Genomic DNA, 15,277 nt, shown 5'->3' on the forward strand with positions numbered 1-15,277 from the left:
TGTTCACCTGGCTGCGCTACTACAACCACCACCGACTGCACTCCACAGTCGGCCACCACACCCCAACCGAAACCCGAACCAACCACTACGCTCAAACCTCAGCTGCCTAAAACCCCGTGTCCGCCTCACCGGGGCAACTCCACACGGGTGATTCCCGTTGGCGCACGTCACGTGGGGCGGGTGGCGCCGGTCACCGCCCAGTTTCCGGAACGCCAGCGGGCCAGGACCGCGGCCAGGCGCAGGAGCATGAAGAGGGAGAGGCCGGTCCAGATGCCCGTGAGGCCCCAGCCGAAGCCGAGGGACGCCCAGATCAGCGGGAGGAAGCCCAACGCCGCGCTGCCGAGCGTCGCGTTGCGGAGGAAGGCTGCGTCGCCCGCTCCCAGCAGGACGCCGTCCAGGGCGAAGACCACGCCCGCGATCGGCTGCAACGCCACGAAGAACCACCACGCGTGCGGGATCTCCGCCAGCACGCCCGGGTCGGACGTGAACGCGTGCGGCAGCACCCACGACAGCGCCGCGAACAGCACACCGAGGAAGCAGCCCATCAGCAGGCCGTACCCGGTGATCTGCGACGCCACCCCGCGCGCCTGCCGGGCCGAGTTCGCCCCCAGGGCCGCCCCGACCAGCGACTGCGCGGCGATCGCCACCGAGTCCAGCACCAGCGCCAGGAACGTCCACAGCTGCAGCACCACCTGGTGGGCCCCGACCGCCTCGGTCGACGTCCGGGCCGCGACGGCCGCCGCCGAGACGAAGCACGCCTGGAACGCCAGGCTGCGCAGCACCAGGTCGCGGCCCAGGCCGAGCTGGGCGCGCATCACCTTGAAGTCCGGCCGCAGCCCGGCCTTCTCCTTCACCAGCGCCCAGAAGAACAACGACGCCGAGATCACCTGCGCGGCGACGTTCGCGATCGCCGAACCCTCCAGCCCCAGCCCGGCCCAGTAGACGAGGACCGGGCACAGCACGGCCGAGATCCCGTTGCCCGCCAGCACGTACCGCAACGGCTTCGCGGCGTCCTGCACCCCGCGCATCCAGCCGTTGCCCGCCATGGTGACCAGGATCAGCGGCGCCCCGAACAGGGCGATCCGCAGCCAGGACACCGCGGCGGACGCGATCTCGTCGCTGCCCGAAAGCACCCGCGCGATCGGCCAGGCCAGGAGTTGCCCCGCGGCCAGCACGACGAGCCCGACGAACACCGCCAGCCACGTCGCCTGCACGCCTTCGCGCACCGCGTCGGCCCGGCGGCCGGCGCCGTGCAGCCGGGCGGTGCGGGACGTCGTGCCGTAGGACAGGAACGTCAGCTGGCTCGACACCTGGGCCAGCACGACGCCGCCGAGCGCGAGCCCGGCCAGCGACAGCGCGTCGAGGTGACCGACCACCGCGGTGTCGACCAGCACGTACAGCGGCTCGGCGGCCAGCACCCCCAGCGCGGGCACGGCCAGGCCCAGCACGCGCTTCGCCGGGACCCGCTCGGTCTCCTCCACATTCACCACGAACCGGACTCTAACCGCCGCCACCGACAGTTCTGACCGGCGGGAACCCGGGAACTTTCCGGCCCCGCCCTCCGACGCGCTACAACAGCGGCGCCCGCTCCAAGGCGTCGCGCAGGCCGGCGACGACGTCCGGAGCCGAGCCCGCGATGGTGCAGCCCGCGGCCTGCCGGTGCCCGCCGCCGCCAAACTCCGCCGCCACCGCCGAGACGTCGATCCCGGTGCTGCGCAACGAGATCTGCCACTGCCCGGGCTGCGCCGGGTCCTGTTTGAGCACCGCCGCGACGGCCGCCTCGCGCACCGAGCGGACGACGTCGATGACCGACTCGACCTCCTCGCCGCGCACCGTCCGCGCGGCTTCGGCGGACACCACCGCGTACACGAAACCCCGGCCCTGCGCGGCTTCCGGCTCCAGCCGGGCCTCGCGCAGCACCGCCGACAGCATCGGCAGCCACGAGAACGGGCGCTCGTCGACGATCCGGCGCACGATCGCCTCCGCGTCGGCGCCCGCTTCCAGCAGCCGGGCCGCCATCCGGTGCGTCTCCGGGCTCGCCCGGCGGAACCCGCTCGTGTCGGTGACGATCCCCGCGTACAGCCCGCGCGCGATCGGCTCGTCCAGCTCGGTGCCCAGTGCCTCCAGGACCCGGAAGACGAGCACCGCGCTGGCCTCGGCGCGCTCGTCGACGACGTGGCAGGTGCCGTAGAAGGTGTTCGTCGCGTGGTGGTCGATCACCAGCACCGCCCCGGCGAGCTCGACGCGCCCGGCGAGCCGGCCCAGCCGCTTCGGCGTCGGCGTGTCGACGCAGACGAGCAGGCCGTCGGCGTCCGGGAGGGCGTCCGGGTGCGTCAGCAGGCCGTCTTCGTCGAGCCAGCGGAGCGTCTCCGGGGCCTCGTCGGGCTCGCCGAAGGAGACACGCACCTTCGCGCCGCGCCGGAGCAGCGCCCGGCCGAGGGCGAGGGCGCTGCCCAGCGCGTCCGCGTCCGGCCGCACGTGGCCGAGGATCGTCACGTCGCCGGCCGCCGCGAGCAGGGCCGCCGCGTCCCGGATGTCCTGCGCCGAAGTAGGGGTCACAGTGCGTCACGCTACGCTCTGCGGGATGCCTGAGTACGCGATGCTGGTCTACCCGTCGGCCAACCGGGTCTACGCCGCCTCCTCCCCCGCGCTGCTGCGCGCCGAGCTGGCGGTGTTCGGCGCGGGCCTGGCGGCCGAGCTGTCCGCGATCGAGGAGGTCGAGCTCGGTGGCGTCGGTTACGTCCGGTTCACCAGCTCGGCGCCGCTCGGCGAGGCCGATCTCGCGCTCCTGTCGAACGTCTCGTCGTTGTACGCGCTGTTCGAGCTGGGTGACGGCGTCCTCCGCCCGGTGCCCGTGACACCGCTGGCCAAGGCCGACTCGGACCTGCTGACCATCCAGAAGTACGCGGGCAAGACGAACGAGCTGTTCACCAAGCTGCTGGTGAACGTGACGCTGCTGGCGACGGCGGACCCGTTCTCGGACCGGCCGAAGTACCTGCTCGACCCGCTGTGCGGCCGCGGCACCACGCTGAACCAGGCGATGATGTACGGCCTGCACGCGACCGGCCTGGACGTCGACGCGAAGGACTTCGAGGCGTACGAGGCGTTCATCAAGACCTGGCTGCGGAACAAGCGCGTGAAGCACACTGCCGAGTCGGGCCAGCTGCGGCGCAACAAGGTCCGCCTCGGCCGCCGGCTCGACATCGAGTACGCGTTCGGCAAGGAAGCGTACAAAGCGGGCGACACGCGCAAGCTGACCTACTTCAACGCCGACACGCTGACGACCGACGAGGTGCTGCGGGCGAACTCCTGCGACGTGATCGTCACCGACGCGCCGTACGGCGTCCAGCACGGGAGCCACCGCGAGGCGGGGTTGCAGCGCAGCCCGCGCGACCTGCTCGCGGCGGCCGTTCCGGTGTGGACCCGGGTGCTGAAGCCCGGCGGCGCGCTCGGGATCTCCTGGAACACGACCGTGCTGCCGCGGGAGGAGCTGGTCGCGGTGCTCCGGAAGGCCGGGCTGGACGTCCGCGAAGGCGGGCCGTGGGAGGAGTTCGCCCACCGCGTCGACCAGGCCATCCTGCGCGACCTGGTCGTCGCGGCGAAACCGGCGTCCTGAGCCGGCACCGCCCTACTGGGTGAGCTCCGCCGGGGCCTGACCGTTCTCCACCGGCGCCACCGCGGGAGCGGGCGAGGGCGGCGTGCTCAGGCCGCGCTTCACCGAGTCCAGAATGGACAGTCCCTGGCCGACGAGCCCGGCGGCCATCTCGCCGAGGCCGTCGGCACCGTTGAGGATGTTGACGTTCGCCCCCGACAGGCCCCGGCCGGCTTCCTTGACGATCTGCGGCAGCTGGTCGATCAGCATCCGGTCGAGCGCGACCCGGTTGTGCGACGCGGCCGCCTCTGCCTGGATGCGCATCTTCTCCGCCTCGGCGACCGCCAGGATGCGGATCCGCTCGGCCTCGGCGTCGGCCGGCTTGATCACCTCGGCGACCAGCTGCTGCTGCCGCAGCTCGGCTTCGCGCTGGGCCAGCTCGGTCCGCGCGTCGATGACCTCCTGCTGCGCCTTCGCCTGCGCGAGCGGGCCGGCCTGGGCGGCCTCGGCCTGCGCCGCTTCGACCTCGGCGCGGTACTGCGCCTGCACGATCGACGTCTGCCGGGCGTACTCGGCCTGCGTCCGCTGCGACTTCTGCTCGGCTTCGGCCGCGGTCTGGTTCGCCACGGCCTGGGCGATCTGCGCGTCCCGCTGGATGGCGGCGTTGTGCGGCGCGGCCATCGCGGCGATGTAGCCGAGCTTCATGTCGTCGATCGACTGGATCTGCAGCGCGTCGACGGTCAGGCCGATCTTCGCCATCTCCACCGCCGAGCCGTCCAGCACCTCGGTGGCGAGCTTCTGCCGCTCGGTGATGATCTCCTCGACGGTCATCGACCCGATGATGGACCGCAGGTGCCCGGCGAAGATCCGGCCGGTCAGCACGGACATCTGGTCCTGGTCGGAGAGGAACCGCTGGCCGGCGTTGACGATGCTTTCGGTGTCGTTGCCGACCTTGAACGCGATCACCGCCCGCACCGTCAGGGCGATGGCCTGCTTGGTCACGCACACTTCGGTCACCTCCGCCTCGCACATGGCGAGGGTGAGGAACCGGACTTTCCGGAAAACCGGCATGACGAACGCACCGTGGCCGGTGACGACCCGGAACGGCGACGCGCCCTTGCTGCTCTTGCCCCCGGAGATCAGCATCGCCTCGTTGGGAGCGGGCACGCGGTAACCGAACATCGGCTGTCCTTTGGAAATCACTCAGAAATGGGATCCGAGGCGTCCCACGCCACGACGTCGACCGTGCGCCGTCCCCGGGATTCCACGACCAGGACGGTCGTGCCCTTCGGCAGCTCCGTGTCGGACCAGGCAAGGAAGGTTTCCAGGCCACCCCTGATCCTGATCAGCACCTCCCCGGGGCCCCGCTGCCCGCGGGTGCCGACCAGGAGGACTCCGGTGCGGCCGGACGGGGAGAGATCGGAGTGCACGGTGCCGACCTCCCCTCGGTGGCCGTCTCGGTGCGGGGTGACCCCCGCCACCCACCATTGTGCTCCCGGCGGACGCGCGAAGCGGGCACTGTGAGGTTCCGATCAGGAGGCAACCAGGCGGGCCGCTCAGGCGTACGCGGCTATACTCCGGTTCGTGAGCGTCGAGCAGCGTCCCCTGCGTGCGGACGCCCGGCGCAACCGGGAAGCGCTCGTCGCGGCGGCGCGGGAAGTCTTCGGCGCCAAGGGGGTCGACGCCCCGCTCGACGAGATCGCCCGGCGCGCCGAGGTCGCGATCGGCACCCTCTACAACCGGTTCCCGACGCGGGCCGACCTCGTCGAGGCCGCGTTCCTGCCGGCGCTGCAGGAAGCCGAGGCCGTGCTCGAGGAGGCCCTCGCGTGCGAGGACCCGTGGGCCGGTTTCGTCCTGTTCGTCGAGCGTTCGGTGCGGATGCAGGTCTCCGACCGCGGCTTCACCGAGGTGTGCTCGCGGACGTTCGACCCGGCGTCCGGGCTGGAAAAAGCCAAGCAGGCCAACGGTTCCCGGATGCAGCGGGTGGTCTCGCGCGCCCAGGACGCGGGCGTGCTGCGCCCGGACTTCGCGCTCGTGGACTTCGCGGTGGTGTTCGCGGCGGCCGCGGCGGCACAGGACTGGCGGCACGGGATCGCCCTGGTGCTCGACGGTCTGCGCCCGTGAGCTGGCTCGCCGACACGGCCACCTCCTACGACACGGTGGCTTCGAGCTACGCCGAGTTCGTGGCCGACGCACTCGAGAAGCAGCCGTACATGCGGGCGGCACTGGCGTTGTTCGCGGCGGAGGTCGACGGCCCGGCGGTCGACGTCGGCTGCGGGCCCGGGCAGTTCACGGCGCACCTGGCTTCGCTGGGCGTCGACGCGTCCGGCATCGACCTGTCACCCGAAATGGTGAACCTGGCCCGGCGCGCCCACCCGGAACTGCGGTTCGAGGTGGGGTCGATGACGGACCTCCCGCTCGGCGACGCGTCCATGGCGGGGGTGCTGGCGTTCTGGTCGCTGATCCACGTCCCGGACGAGGCGGTGCCGGTCGCGCTGGGCCACTTCCACCGCGTGCTGCGGCCGGGTGGCCTGCTGGTGATCGGCTACCACGTCGGCGTGGGGACGCGGCGGAAGACCTCGGGCTACGGCGGGCACCCGATGCGGGTCGACGTCCACCTGCGGCAGCCGTGGTGGCTGGCGCGGCGGGTGCGGGAGGCCGGGTTCACCGTGGACGCGGAGTGGCTGCTGAACCCCGGGGCCGAGGTCGCCCAGGCGATTCTCTTCGCTTCACGCTGAGTCGTTGGTGAGTTACGCTCCATCCATGAAGATGGGGGTTTTCCGCCGGTTCGGCGTGTTCGTGACTGTTGTCCTCTCGACGCTGGTGTTCTGCGCGTCCGCCGCGCACGCCGCGCCGACGCCGCTGGGCAAGCAGAACTGGGTGGTCAGCGTCGCCGGGTTCACCGACGCCGTCGGCAGCAACTACCTGCGGCTCGGCTACCTGGTGTTCGACCCGTCGAGCAACGCCGTCCAGCACAACTTCTGGACCTGGAGCCAGCGTGACTACCCCGTCCCGGTGAGCAGCGGGGACGTCTACTACTGCGGCGAGTTCCAGCCGGGCACCAACCCGCGTAACAACTGCCCGATCAAGACCGCGCCCGGGTTCACCGGCGACCCGAACGGCCACTTCACCGGCACGTACAACTACGACTCGACGTCCGGCCAGGTGGCGATCACCTGGACGAGCAGCACGATCAACGGCTCGACGACCGCGGTGAACCTCGGCGAGACCTGGGCGGTGTCGGAGCTGCACCCGGGCCTGGGCCGGATGCAGCTGGTCGGCGACACGTACTCGATCACCGGTGGTTACGCCTACGGCAGCAACGCCTCGCTGGCCCAGACCAGCAAGGCGTCGATGAGCACGCTCCGGGCGACGCAGCGTTCGTACGTGTACGAGGCGCAGAGCTGGAACAACAAGAAGATCACCACCGTGGCCCGCGGGTCGGCGGGCAGCTTCACCGTGGGCCCCACGTGGAACGCCTGCACGGACGGTTCGTGCCTCGGGTACGTCCAGAAGAAAGCGGGCTGCGACGCGGCGTCCTGCTGCGGAACACCGAGCACCCCCGGCTACGCGGCGTGCGTGCAGAAGCTGGCCGACACGGGCGACCGCCGGTTCTACTACCTGACCGGCGACTTCGGCGGCCGGCGCAACAGCTACGAGTTCTGGTGCGAGTGCCTGTCTTACGACGGGTGCTACCTGCTGAACAGCCACGTGCGGCCGATGCTGCAGGTGATCGACGACTCGGGGACGTTCCAGGGCTGGGTGGGTGCCGAGGTCAGCCCTGACCGGAGCGGGACCCGGACGCAGGAGGGTGAGTACTACGGGGCGTTCGCGATGGTCGCTTAGGTCACGACAGGCGCTCCCCCACGAACTTCACGATCTCCGGCAGTGCTCCCCGCCAGTACTCGTCGTCGTGCTTGCCCGGCGAGAAGCGGGACACCTGCGGGTTCACGGCCTTCACCAGCTTGCGGTCCGCACCCAGGAACGGGTCCGACTCGCCGCACCACACGCCGAGGCCGGTGGGGCGCAGCTCTGCCGTGTGCAGCAAGGGCTCGGAGTCCCGCCAGTTCGCCTCGTCCGCGAACACCTTGCGGCTGCGGGCGTCCGGCCAGCTGACGAACAACGCCGCGCTCGCCGTGGCCACCGCCTTCAGGTCCGGGTGCGCCCGGGCGAACCGCAACGCTCCGAAGCCGCCCATCGAAATGCCGAACACCGCCGACGGCGGGCGCAGGTCGCGGGCCGCCAGCCAGGCCGGGACTTCGTCGGTGAGCATGCGCTGCGGGTCGTCCGGGCCGTCGGTTTTCACCCAGTAGTGGTCGCCGTCGAGGGCCGCGATGGCGAAGGGCGGGGTTCCGGCGCGGACCGCCGCCGTCAGGACGTCGGGGACACCGAGGGAGAGGAACGTCCGGGCCCGGGCGCCGCGGCCGTGCAGGGCCAGGCACACCGGCAACCCCGCGGCCGGCACCCCGGACGGGGTGATCAGCACCAGGTCGACGTCGGTGCCGCGGGCCGCCGAGCGCATGCGCTGGACCGTGACCGGCTCGGTCACGCCCGACGGCCGGGTCGGCGCGGGTACCGGAGGGGGTCCGGGCGGAGGCTCGGACGGCGAGCAGCCCGCCAGCAGCGCCAAGGCACTGCCGGCGAGCAAGCCGCGGCGGGAGAGCACGGGTCAGCCCCGGCTCTCCTCCTCCGCGAACTCGTCGTCTGCGGAGTCTTCGGCGTCTTCGGCTTCGCGAGGGGCCTTGTACGGGTCGGCGTCGCCCGCGTGCTGGGCGCCCGTCGCGCGGCGGGCGACCTCGGCGTCGGCCTCACGGGCCTTGGCCAGCAGGTCCTCGATCCGCTTCGACTCCTCGGGAATCGTGTCGGCGACGAAGGTCAGCGTCGGGGTGTAGCGGACGCCGGTGCCCTGCCCGACCTTCGTGCGCAGCACACCGCGCGCCGATTCGAGCGCGGCCGCCGCGCCGGCGAAGTCCGGGACGGAGTCCAGCTTCTCGCCGAGGACCGTGTAGTACACCGTGGCGTCGTGCAGGTCGCCGGTGACCTTCGTGTCCGTGATGGTCACGTAGTCCAGCCGGGGGTCCTTGACCTCGTGTTCGATCGCGGACGCCACGATCTGCGAGATCCGCTTCGCGAGCTTGCGAGCCCGAGCCGGATCAGCCATGTCGTTCTCCTAGGAAGATCTAATCGTCTGGACCGAGCAGCCGGCGGCGGGCGGAGAGCAGTTCGAACTCCGGCCGGCTCGCCACGTACCGCTCACACGAGTCGAGCACGTCCCGGACGTGCTCGCCACCTTCGGCCACCACGGCCACCCCGATGAGGGTCCGGCGGTGCAGGTCGGTGTGCCCGGCTTCGGCCACCGATACGGCGAAGCGCTTGCGCACCTCGGCCAGCACCGGACGGACCACGGATCGCTTCTGCTTCAGCGAATGGACGTCGCCGAGCAGGATGTCGAGCTCGAGAGCTCCGACGAACATAGGCAAATTTTGGTGTGTAGTAGGGAAGCGCCGGGTGCGCGCGGGGTTTCCCGCACGCACCCGGCCCCGAACATCAGGAACGCGGCTTCTCGCGCTGCTCGTACGTCTCGATGATGTCGTCGACCTTGATGTCGCCGTACGAACCGAGCGTCAGACCGCACTCGTAGCCCTCGCGGACCTCGACCACGTCGTCCTTGAACCGCCGCAGCGAGCTGATCGGCAGGTTCTCCGCCACGACGGTGCCGTCGCGGAGCAGACGGGCCCGGGCGTTGCGCCGGATCTCGCCGGACATGACCAGGCAACCCGCGATCGTGCCGATCTTGGAGGACTTGAAGACCTCGCGGACCTCCGCGCGGCCCAGCTCGACCTCTTCGTACTCCGGCTTGAGCATGCCCTTGAGGGCCTGCTCGATCTCGTCGATCGCCTGGTAGATGACCGTGTAGTACCGGACGTCGACGCCCTCGCGGGTGGCCCGCTCGGTCGCCTTGCCCTGGGCGCGGACGTTGAACCCGAGGACGATCGCGTCGGACGCGGTCGCCAGGTCGATGTCCGACTCGGTCACGCCACCGACACCGCGGTGGACCACGTTCAGCTCGACCTCGTCGCCGACGTCCAGCTGGAGCAGCGAGGCTTCGAGGGCCTCGACCGTACCCGAGTTGTCACCCTTGATGATCAGGTTGAGGCTGTTCGTCTCCTTCAAGGCGGAGTCGAGGTCCTCGAGGCTGACCCGCTTGCGGCGCGACGCGTTGAGCGCGTTGCGCGTGCGAGCCGACCGGCGCTCGGCGATCTGCCGGGCGACGCGGTCCTCGTCGACCACCAGGAAGGTGTCACCCGCGCCCGGCACCGACGTGAAGCCGATGACCTGGACGGGCCGCGACGGCAGCGCCTCGGTGACGTCGACGTTGTGCTCGTCGACCATCCGGCGGACGCGGCCGTAGGCGTCACCCGCCACGACCGAGTCACCGACGCGCAGCGTGCCGCGCTGGACCAGGACGGTGGCCACCGGGCCGCGGCCGCGGTCGAGGTGCGCCTCGATCGCGACACCCTGGGCCTCCATGTCCGGGTTGGCCCGGAGGTCCAGAGCGGCGTCGGCGGTCAGCAGGATCGCCTCGAGCAGGCCGTCGATGTTGATGTTCTGCCGCGCGGAGATCTCGACGAACATCGTGTCGCCGCCGTACTCCTCGGCGACCAGGCCGTACTCGGTCAGCTGCTGCCGGATCTTGTCCGGGTTCGCGCCTTCCTTGTCGATCTTGTTGATCGCGACCACGATCGGGGCCTTGGCGGCCTGCGCGTGGTTGATCGCCTCGACCGTCTGCGGCATCACACCGTCGTCGGCCGCCACCACGATCACCGCGATGTCGGTCGAGTTCGCACCACGGGCACGCATGGCGGTGAACGCCTCGTGACCCGGGGTGTCGATGAAGGTGATCAGCCGCGGGTTGCCGTCGAGCTCGGTCTCGATCTGGTACGCACCGATGTGCTGCGTGATGCCGCCGGCCTCGCTCTCGCGGACCTTCGTCTTCCGGATCGTGTCGAGCAGGCGGGTCTTACCGTGGTCGACGTGACCCATGATGGTCACGACGGGCGGCCGGACCTGCAGGTCCTCTTCCTCGCCGGAGTCTTCGCCATACGTGATGTCGAAGGTCTCCAGGAGTTCGCGGTCCTCCTCCTCGGGGCTGACGACCTGAACGTTGTAGTTCATTTCGCCGCCGAGCAGCTCGAGGATGTCGTCCGACACGGACTGCGTCGCGGTGACCATCTCGCCGAGGTGGAAGAGCACCTGCACCAGCGAAGCCGGGTTGGCGTCGATCTTCTCGGCGAAGTCGGTCAGCGAGGCACCGCGCGGCAGCCGGATCGTCTCGCCCTGGCCCTTGGGCAGGCGGACGCCGCCGACGCTGGGCGCCTGCATGTTGTCCATGTACTCCTGGCGCTTCTGCCGCTTCGACTTGCGGCCCTTGCGCGAGGGACCACCGGGACGCCCGAAGGCACCCGCGGTACCGCCACGGCCACCGGGGCCGCCACGACCGCCGCCGCCACCGCGGAAGCCGCCGCCACCGGCCGGGGCGCCGCCCCCACCGGGACCGCCGCCACCCGGGCGGAAGCCGCCGCCACCGCCGCCGCCACCGGGGCCGCCGCGGAAGCCACCGCCGCCGCCACCGCCACCGGGACCGCCGCGGAAACCGCCGCCGCCACCGGGACGACCGCCGCCGCCGGGGCCGCCACGGGCACCGCCACCGGGGCCACCGCGGGCGCCGCCACCGGGACCGGCGGGACGCTGCGTGCGGCCCGGCATCATGCCGGGGTTCGGCCGCGGGGGCATGTTGCCCGGGCTCGGCCGGTTGCCACCGGCGCCACCGCCCGGCCGCGGGGCCGGACGGTCACCGCCGGCGCCACCGCCGGGACGCGGGGGCCGGTTGTCGCCGCCCTGGCCGCCACCGGGGCGCGGAGCCTGCGGACGCGGGGCCGGGGCGCCGGAACCGACGCCGAACGGGTTGTTGCCGACGCGCGGGGTGCGCGGGCCGGGCTTGGGACCGCCGGGCTTGGGGCCCTGCGGCTTCGGCGGGACGACCGAACCGGTGCCGCCCGAGGAGGACACAGGGGGCGTGGCCGGGGTGTCCTGCTTGGGAGCGGCGGGCGCGTCCGCTTTCGCGGCCGGGACCTGCTGCTGGGGTGCGGGCGCAGCGGGCTGCTGACGCGGGCCGGGCCGCGGACCGGGGCGCTGCCCCGGGGTGGCCGGCTTCGCCGCCGCGGGCGCCTGCTGCTGGGGTGCCGCCGGAGCCGACGTAGCCGACACAGCCGGAGCGGGCGCCGCCTGGGCCGCCGGAGCCTGCTGGGCAGGCGCGGGGGGCTTCGGGGCGGCGGGCCCGGGCTTGGCGGCCGGCGGGCCGGGGCGCGCCGACGGGCCGGGGGTGGGCTTCTTGGCGCCCTTGGGCGCATACGCGTCGCGGAGACGACGGGCGACGGGCGCCTCGACCGTGGACGACGCGGACTTGACGAACTCGCCCTGTTCCTTCAACTTCGCGAGCACGTCCTTGCTGGTGATGCCGAGCTCCTTCGCGAGCTCGTGTACGCGGGCCTTGCCTGGCACAACTCTCCTCATCTAGGGGAGGCCAGGCGGAAAACCCGCTGACCTCGTCCTTATTGTCTGACGCTCATGGCTTCAGCTTCACGGCTGACTCATGACGGGTCGACCTGCTTCCTTGCTTCCTCGCGACCCCGGGGACGTCCCGGGTTCGTGGTGCTGGGTTCGTGGTGCTTCAGTGCGCCCGACGTACTCGCGGACCTCGCGGGCGTCGAGCGCCCCGGGAGCCCGCAGGGCCCTCGGGAAAGCTCGCCGCCGCTCGGCCTTGGCCAGGCAGTCCGGGTCGGGGTGCAGCCAAGCCCCCCGGCCCGGCAGCCGCCGACGCTCGTCGACGACCACCCGCCCGGCCACCGCGACCACGCGCAGCAGCTCACCGATCAATGCCCGCCGCTTGCAGCCGACACAAGTCCGCACCGGGGAATTCCGGTGGGGCTGGTGCTCGGCTACCCGCCGCGGGCTTCGAACCACTCCTGAGTCTAGCGCTTCGACCTTCACTCAGCCGAACCGGTTGTCGCGGCGGGCCGCGGCGGACGGGCGTGGTCTTGATCACCCTCGTCGTCCGCCGGTGCGGCGTCGCTGCGGATGTCGATCCGCCAGCCGGTCAGGCGGGCGGCGAGGCGGGCGTTCTGGCCCTCCTTGCCGATCGCCAGCGACAGCTGGAAGTCCGGCACCACGACACGGGCGGTCTTCGCCCGCTCGTCCACGACTCGTACCGAAACAACCTTCGCGGGCGAGAGGGCATTCCCGACGAACCGAGCGGGATCCTCGGAGTAGTCGATGATGTCGATCTTCTCGCCGGCCAGCTCGCTCATCACGTTGCGCACCCGCGCGCCGACCGGGCCGATGCAGGCACCCTTGGCGTTGACGCCCGGCACGGTGGACTTGACCGCGATCTTCGTGCGGTGCCCGGGCTCGCGCGCCACGGCGGCGATCTCGACCGTGCCGTCGGCGATCTCCGGCACCTCGAGCGCGAACAGCTTGCGCACCAGGTTCGGGTGCGAGCGCGAGAGCGTGATCTGCGGGCCGCGGTTGCTGCGCGAGACCGTGACCACGTACGCCTTGATCCGGCTGCCGTGCTCGTAGGACTCCCCGGCGACCTGCTCGCCGGAGGGCAGCACGCCCTCGGTGTCACCCACCTGGACGACGACCATGCCGCGCGCGTTCGCCCGGGCGTCGCGCTGGATGACGCCGGCGACGATCTCGCCCTCCTTGGTGGAGAACTCGCCGAAGGTCTTCTCGTGCTCGGCGTCGCGCAGCCGCTGCAGGATGACCTGGCGCGCGGTGGTGGCGGCGATCCGGCCGAAGCCCTCCGGGGTGTCGTCCCACTCCTCGTCGACCTGGCCGTCGTGGGTCAGCGTGTGCGCGAGCACGCGCACCAGGCCCGTCTTGCGGTCGATGTCGATGCGGGCGTGCGGCTGGTGGCCCTCGGTGTGCTTGTACGCGGTGAGCAAGGCCGTCTCGATGGCCTCGATCACCGTTTCGAAGGGGATGTCCTTGTCCCGTTCGATCGCCCGCAGCGCGGCGATGTCGACGTTCACTTCGACCCCTTCTCCGTCTCGGCCGCGATCAAGCCGGACGCGTCGTCTTCGAGCAGTTTCAGGTCCTCGGCGGGCGGCTGCTTGAACTCGATCTCCACGACCGCCTTCGCCACGTCGGCGTAGCGGACGTCGCGGATCTTGCCGCCTTCGAGGACGCGGGCAGCGTGCTCGCCCGCGTGGCCGACCCGGCCGATGAAGGCCGCGCCGTCGGCCGGGGTGACCTTGACCAACCGGAACCGCGCGCGCCGCCAGTGCCGCTGCTGGGTGAGCGGGCGGTCGAGCCCCGGCGAGGTGACCTCCAGCGTGTAGGCGCTCGCCAGCACGTGGTCGTTCTCGTCGAGCGCCGCCGAGACCTTGCGGCTGACCTCGGCGACCTCGTCCAGCCCGACACCGTCGTCGGCGTCGACGACGACCTTGACCAGCTGCCGCCGGCCGGCCTGCTGCACCTCGAACGAATCGAGGTCGAAACCCGCGGCGGTGACGGCTTCGGCCACTATCGGCTGAAGCCGGCTGGCGAGTTCTCCTGGCACGTGGGGGTCTCCTTGCTCGGGCTGGGTGGTCGGGTCGGTGGTGGACCAGCTTATCCGGTCGCCCGCTCACCCCGCGCGAGCGGCGGGGCCGCCCCGGGGCCTGGCAGGATGGGGCGGCGTGACCGGAAGACCGACCGAGCTGACCCGTCGTACCGCCCTCCGCGCGGGGGCGCTGGCCGCGCTGGCCGTCCCCCTCGCCGCCTGCGGGCCCGGCTACGACGAAAGCCCCGACCCGCTGCAGCCGCTGCTGGCCGCCGCCCAGGCCGACGCCGACGCGGCACGAGCGCTGGCCAAGGGCGCGGACGCCGACGTCGCCGGCCAGCTGGCCGATGCGCGCGCGGCACACGCGGCCGCCCTCAAGTCCGAAGTGGACCGCTTGAACCGGCCCAAGCCGACACCGGCACCGGCGCCGCCTGCCCCTGCGGCGCTGGGCGGCCTGAAGGAGCGGCTGGCGACGGCGCGCAAGCAGGCCGAAGACCTCGTCGGCGGGTTGCCGCGCTACCGCGCCGGGCTGGTCGCCGCGGTGGCGGCGGGCTGCGCGGCGCTGCAGCGCACCGCCCCGGCGCTGGGTCCGGGCGAGGACGCCCCGAAGGTGGGCACCGCCCCGGCCGGCGCGGTGCCGCCGGAGGCGGTGGACCCGCTGCAGGTGGCGCTGGCGGCCGAGCACGCGGCCGTGTGGGTGTACGGACTGGTCAGCGCGTTCCTGCCGGGCGAATTCGGCGACGCGGAGAAGAGCGGCGCGGCCGAACACGCCCTGCGCCGCGACTACCTGCAGACGACGCTCTCGGCGGCCGGGGCGACCCCGGTGGCACCCGAGGCGGCGTACGTGCCGAAGAACCCGGTGACGGACGCGAAGTCGGCGTCCCAGGTGGTGGCGACGGCCGAAGCGGACTGCGCGGCGGCGTGGCTCGCGGTGATCGACCACACCGACGACGCGGGCCTGCGGACCACGGCGCTGCACGCGTTGGTCGCGGCTTCGCGGCGAGGCACGCCGTGGCGCTCCGAGGCCGGCGCGAAGCCGGTCGCGATCGCGATGCCCGGCCAGTCGAGCTGACCCCGGC

Annotated in this window: 16 protein-coding genes; 5 read left to right on the plus strand and 11 right to left on the minus strand. The window is 72.1% G+C overall.

Annotation, left to right across the window (positions count from 1 at the left end):
• Positions 1 to 167: 167 nt before the first annotated feature.
• A complete protein-coding gene (locus ACWEGE_RS30765) occupies positions 168 to 1,487 on the minus strand; it encodes an MATE family efflux transporter (RefSeq protein ID WP_449664093.1) in 1,320 nt (439 codons plus the stop codon).
• An 82-nt stretch (positions 1,488 to 1,569) separates the two neighbouring features.
• Positions 1,570 to 2,559 carry a DHH family phosphoesterase gene (locus tag ACWEGE_RS30770; protein WP_449663943.1) on the minus strand — a complete coding sequence of 330 codons (990 nt, stop codon included), beginning with the start codon at positions 2,557 to 2,559 and terminating at the stop codon, positions 1,570 to 1,572.
• A gap of 25 nt (positions 2,560 to 2,584) precedes the next feature.
• Here ACWEGE_RS30770 and ACWEGE_RS30775 point away from each other — a divergent pair, with 25 nt between their 5' ends.
• Complete coding sequence (locus ACWEGE_RS30775) at positions 2,585 to 3,616, plus strand: TRM11 family SAM-dependent methyltransferase (RefSeq protein ID WP_449663944.1); 1,032 nt, start codon at positions 2,585 to 2,587, stop codon at positions 3,614 to 3,616.
• A 12-nt stretch (positions 3,617 to 3,628) separates the two neighbouring features.
• On the opposite strand, the gene ACWEGE_RS30780 is transcribed toward ACWEGE_RS30775, so the two are convergent.
• Both ACWEGE_RS30780 and ACWEGE_RS30785 read right to left on the minus strand, forming a co-directional pair.
• Positions 3,629 to 4,774 (minus strand): SPFH domain-containing protein, encoded by a 1,146-nt coding sequence (locus ACWEGE_RS30780; protein WP_449663945.1) that lies wholly within the window; start codon positions 4,772 to 4,774, stop codon positions 3,629 to 3,631.
• Positions 4,775 to 4,791: 17 nt separating this feature from the next.
• On the minus strand, positions 4,792 to 5,022 hold the full coding sequence (locus ACWEGE_RS30785; protein ID WP_449663946.1) for a hypothetical protein: 231 nt from the start codon (positions 5,020 to 5,022) through the stop codon (positions 4,792 to 4,794).
• A 154-nt stretch (positions 5,023 to 5,176) separates the two neighbouring features.
• On the opposite strand from ACWEGE_RS30785, the gene ACWEGE_RS30790 reads away from it, so the two are divergent.
• Genes ACWEGE_RS30790 through ACWEGE_RS30800 form a run of 3 tightly spaced genes read left to right on the plus strand, consistent with a single transcriptional unit; the run spans position 5,177 to position 7,438 of the window.
• Complete coding sequence (locus tag ACWEGE_RS30790; protein ID WP_449663947.1) at positions 5,177 to 5,716, plus strand: TetR/AcrR family transcriptional regulator; 540 nt, start codon at positions 5,177 to 5,179, stop codon at positions 5,714 to 5,716.
• Positions 5,713 to 6,330, plus strand: coding sequence for a class I SAM-dependent methyltransferase (locus ACWEGE_RS30795; RefSeq protein WP_449663948.1), 618 nt, complete (start codon positions 5,713 to 5,715; stop codon positions 6,328 to 6,330). Before ACWEGE_RS30790 ends, ACWEGE_RS30795 begins: the two co-directional genes overlap by 4 nt.
• A gap of 25 nt (positions 6,331 to 6,355) precedes the next feature.
• The gene (locus tag ACWEGE_RS30800) at positions 6,356 to 7,438 is read left to right on the plus strand and encodes a hypothetical protein (protein ID WP_449663949.1); all 1,083 of its coding nucleotides are present in this window, start codon (positions 6,356 to 6,358) and stop codon (positions 7,436 to 7,438) included.
• A gap of 1 nt (position 7,439) precedes the next feature.
• On the opposite strand, the gene ACWEGE_RS30805 is transcribed toward ACWEGE_RS30800, so the two are convergent.
• The 7 genes from ACWEGE_RS30805 to rimP form a co-directional block, all read right to left on the minus strand.
• Positions 7,440 to 8,258 (minus strand): alpha/beta hydrolase, encoded by an 819-nt coding sequence (locus ACWEGE_RS30805; RefSeq protein WP_449663950.1) that lies wholly within the window; start codon positions 8,256 to 8,258, stop codon positions 7,440 to 7,442.
• Between the two features lie 3 nt (positions 8,259 to 8,261).
• Positions 8,262 to 8,753 (minus strand): 30S ribosome-binding factor RbfA, encoded by a 492-nt coding sequence (gene rbfA, locus ACWEGE_RS30810; protein ID WP_449663951.1) that lies wholly within the window; start codon positions 8,751 to 8,753, stop codon positions 8,262 to 8,264.
• A 19-nt stretch (positions 8,754 to 8,772) separates the two neighbouring features.
• Complete coding sequence (locus ACWEGE_RS30815; RefSeq protein ID WP_003083991.1) at positions 8,773 to 9,066, minus strand: DUF503 domain-containing protein; 294 nt, start codon at positions 9,064 to 9,066, stop codon at positions 8,773 to 8,775.
• A gap of 73 nt (positions 9,067 to 9,139) precedes the next feature.
• Positions 9,140 to 12,154 (minus strand): translation initiation factor IF-2, encoded by a 3,015-nt coding sequence (infB, locus tag ACWEGE_RS30820; RefSeq protein WP_449663952.1) that lies wholly within the window; start codon positions 12,152 to 12,154, stop codon positions 9,140 to 9,142.
• 78 nt (positions 12,155 to 12,232) lie between these two features.
• Complete coding sequence (locus tag ACWEGE_RS30825) at positions 12,233 to 12,562, minus strand: YlxR family protein (RefSeq protein WP_449663953.1); 330 nt, start codon at positions 12,560 to 12,562, stop codon at positions 12,233 to 12,235.
• A 77-nt stretch (positions 12,563 to 12,639) separates the two neighbouring features.
• Positions 12,640 to 13,686, minus strand: coding sequence for a transcription termination factor NusA (gene nusA, locus ACWEGE_RS30830; RefSeq protein ID WP_043785288.1), 1,047 nt, complete (start codon positions 13,684 to 13,686; stop codon positions 12,640 to 12,642).
• Entirely contained in the window at positions 13,683 to 14,216 is a 534-nt protein-coding gene (gene rimP / locus ACWEGE_RS30835) for a ribosome maturation factor RimP (RefSeq protein ID WP_449663954.1), read from the minus strand. Before rimP ends, nusA begins: the two co-directional genes overlap by 4 nt.
• A gap of 118 nt (positions 14,217 to 14,334) precedes the next feature.
• Between rimP and ACWEGE_RS30840 the strand changes: the two genes are divergently transcribed.
• Positions 14,335 to 15,270, plus strand: coding sequence for a ferritin-like domain-containing protein (locus ACWEGE_RS30840; RefSeq protein ID WP_449663955.1), 936 nt, complete (start codon positions 14,335 to 14,337; stop codon positions 15,268 to 15,270).
• The last annotated feature ends 7 nt before the right edge of the window (positions 15,271 to 15,277 follow it).

The sequence above is a fragment of the Amycolatopsis sp. NPDC004747 genome (assembly GCF_053601335.1).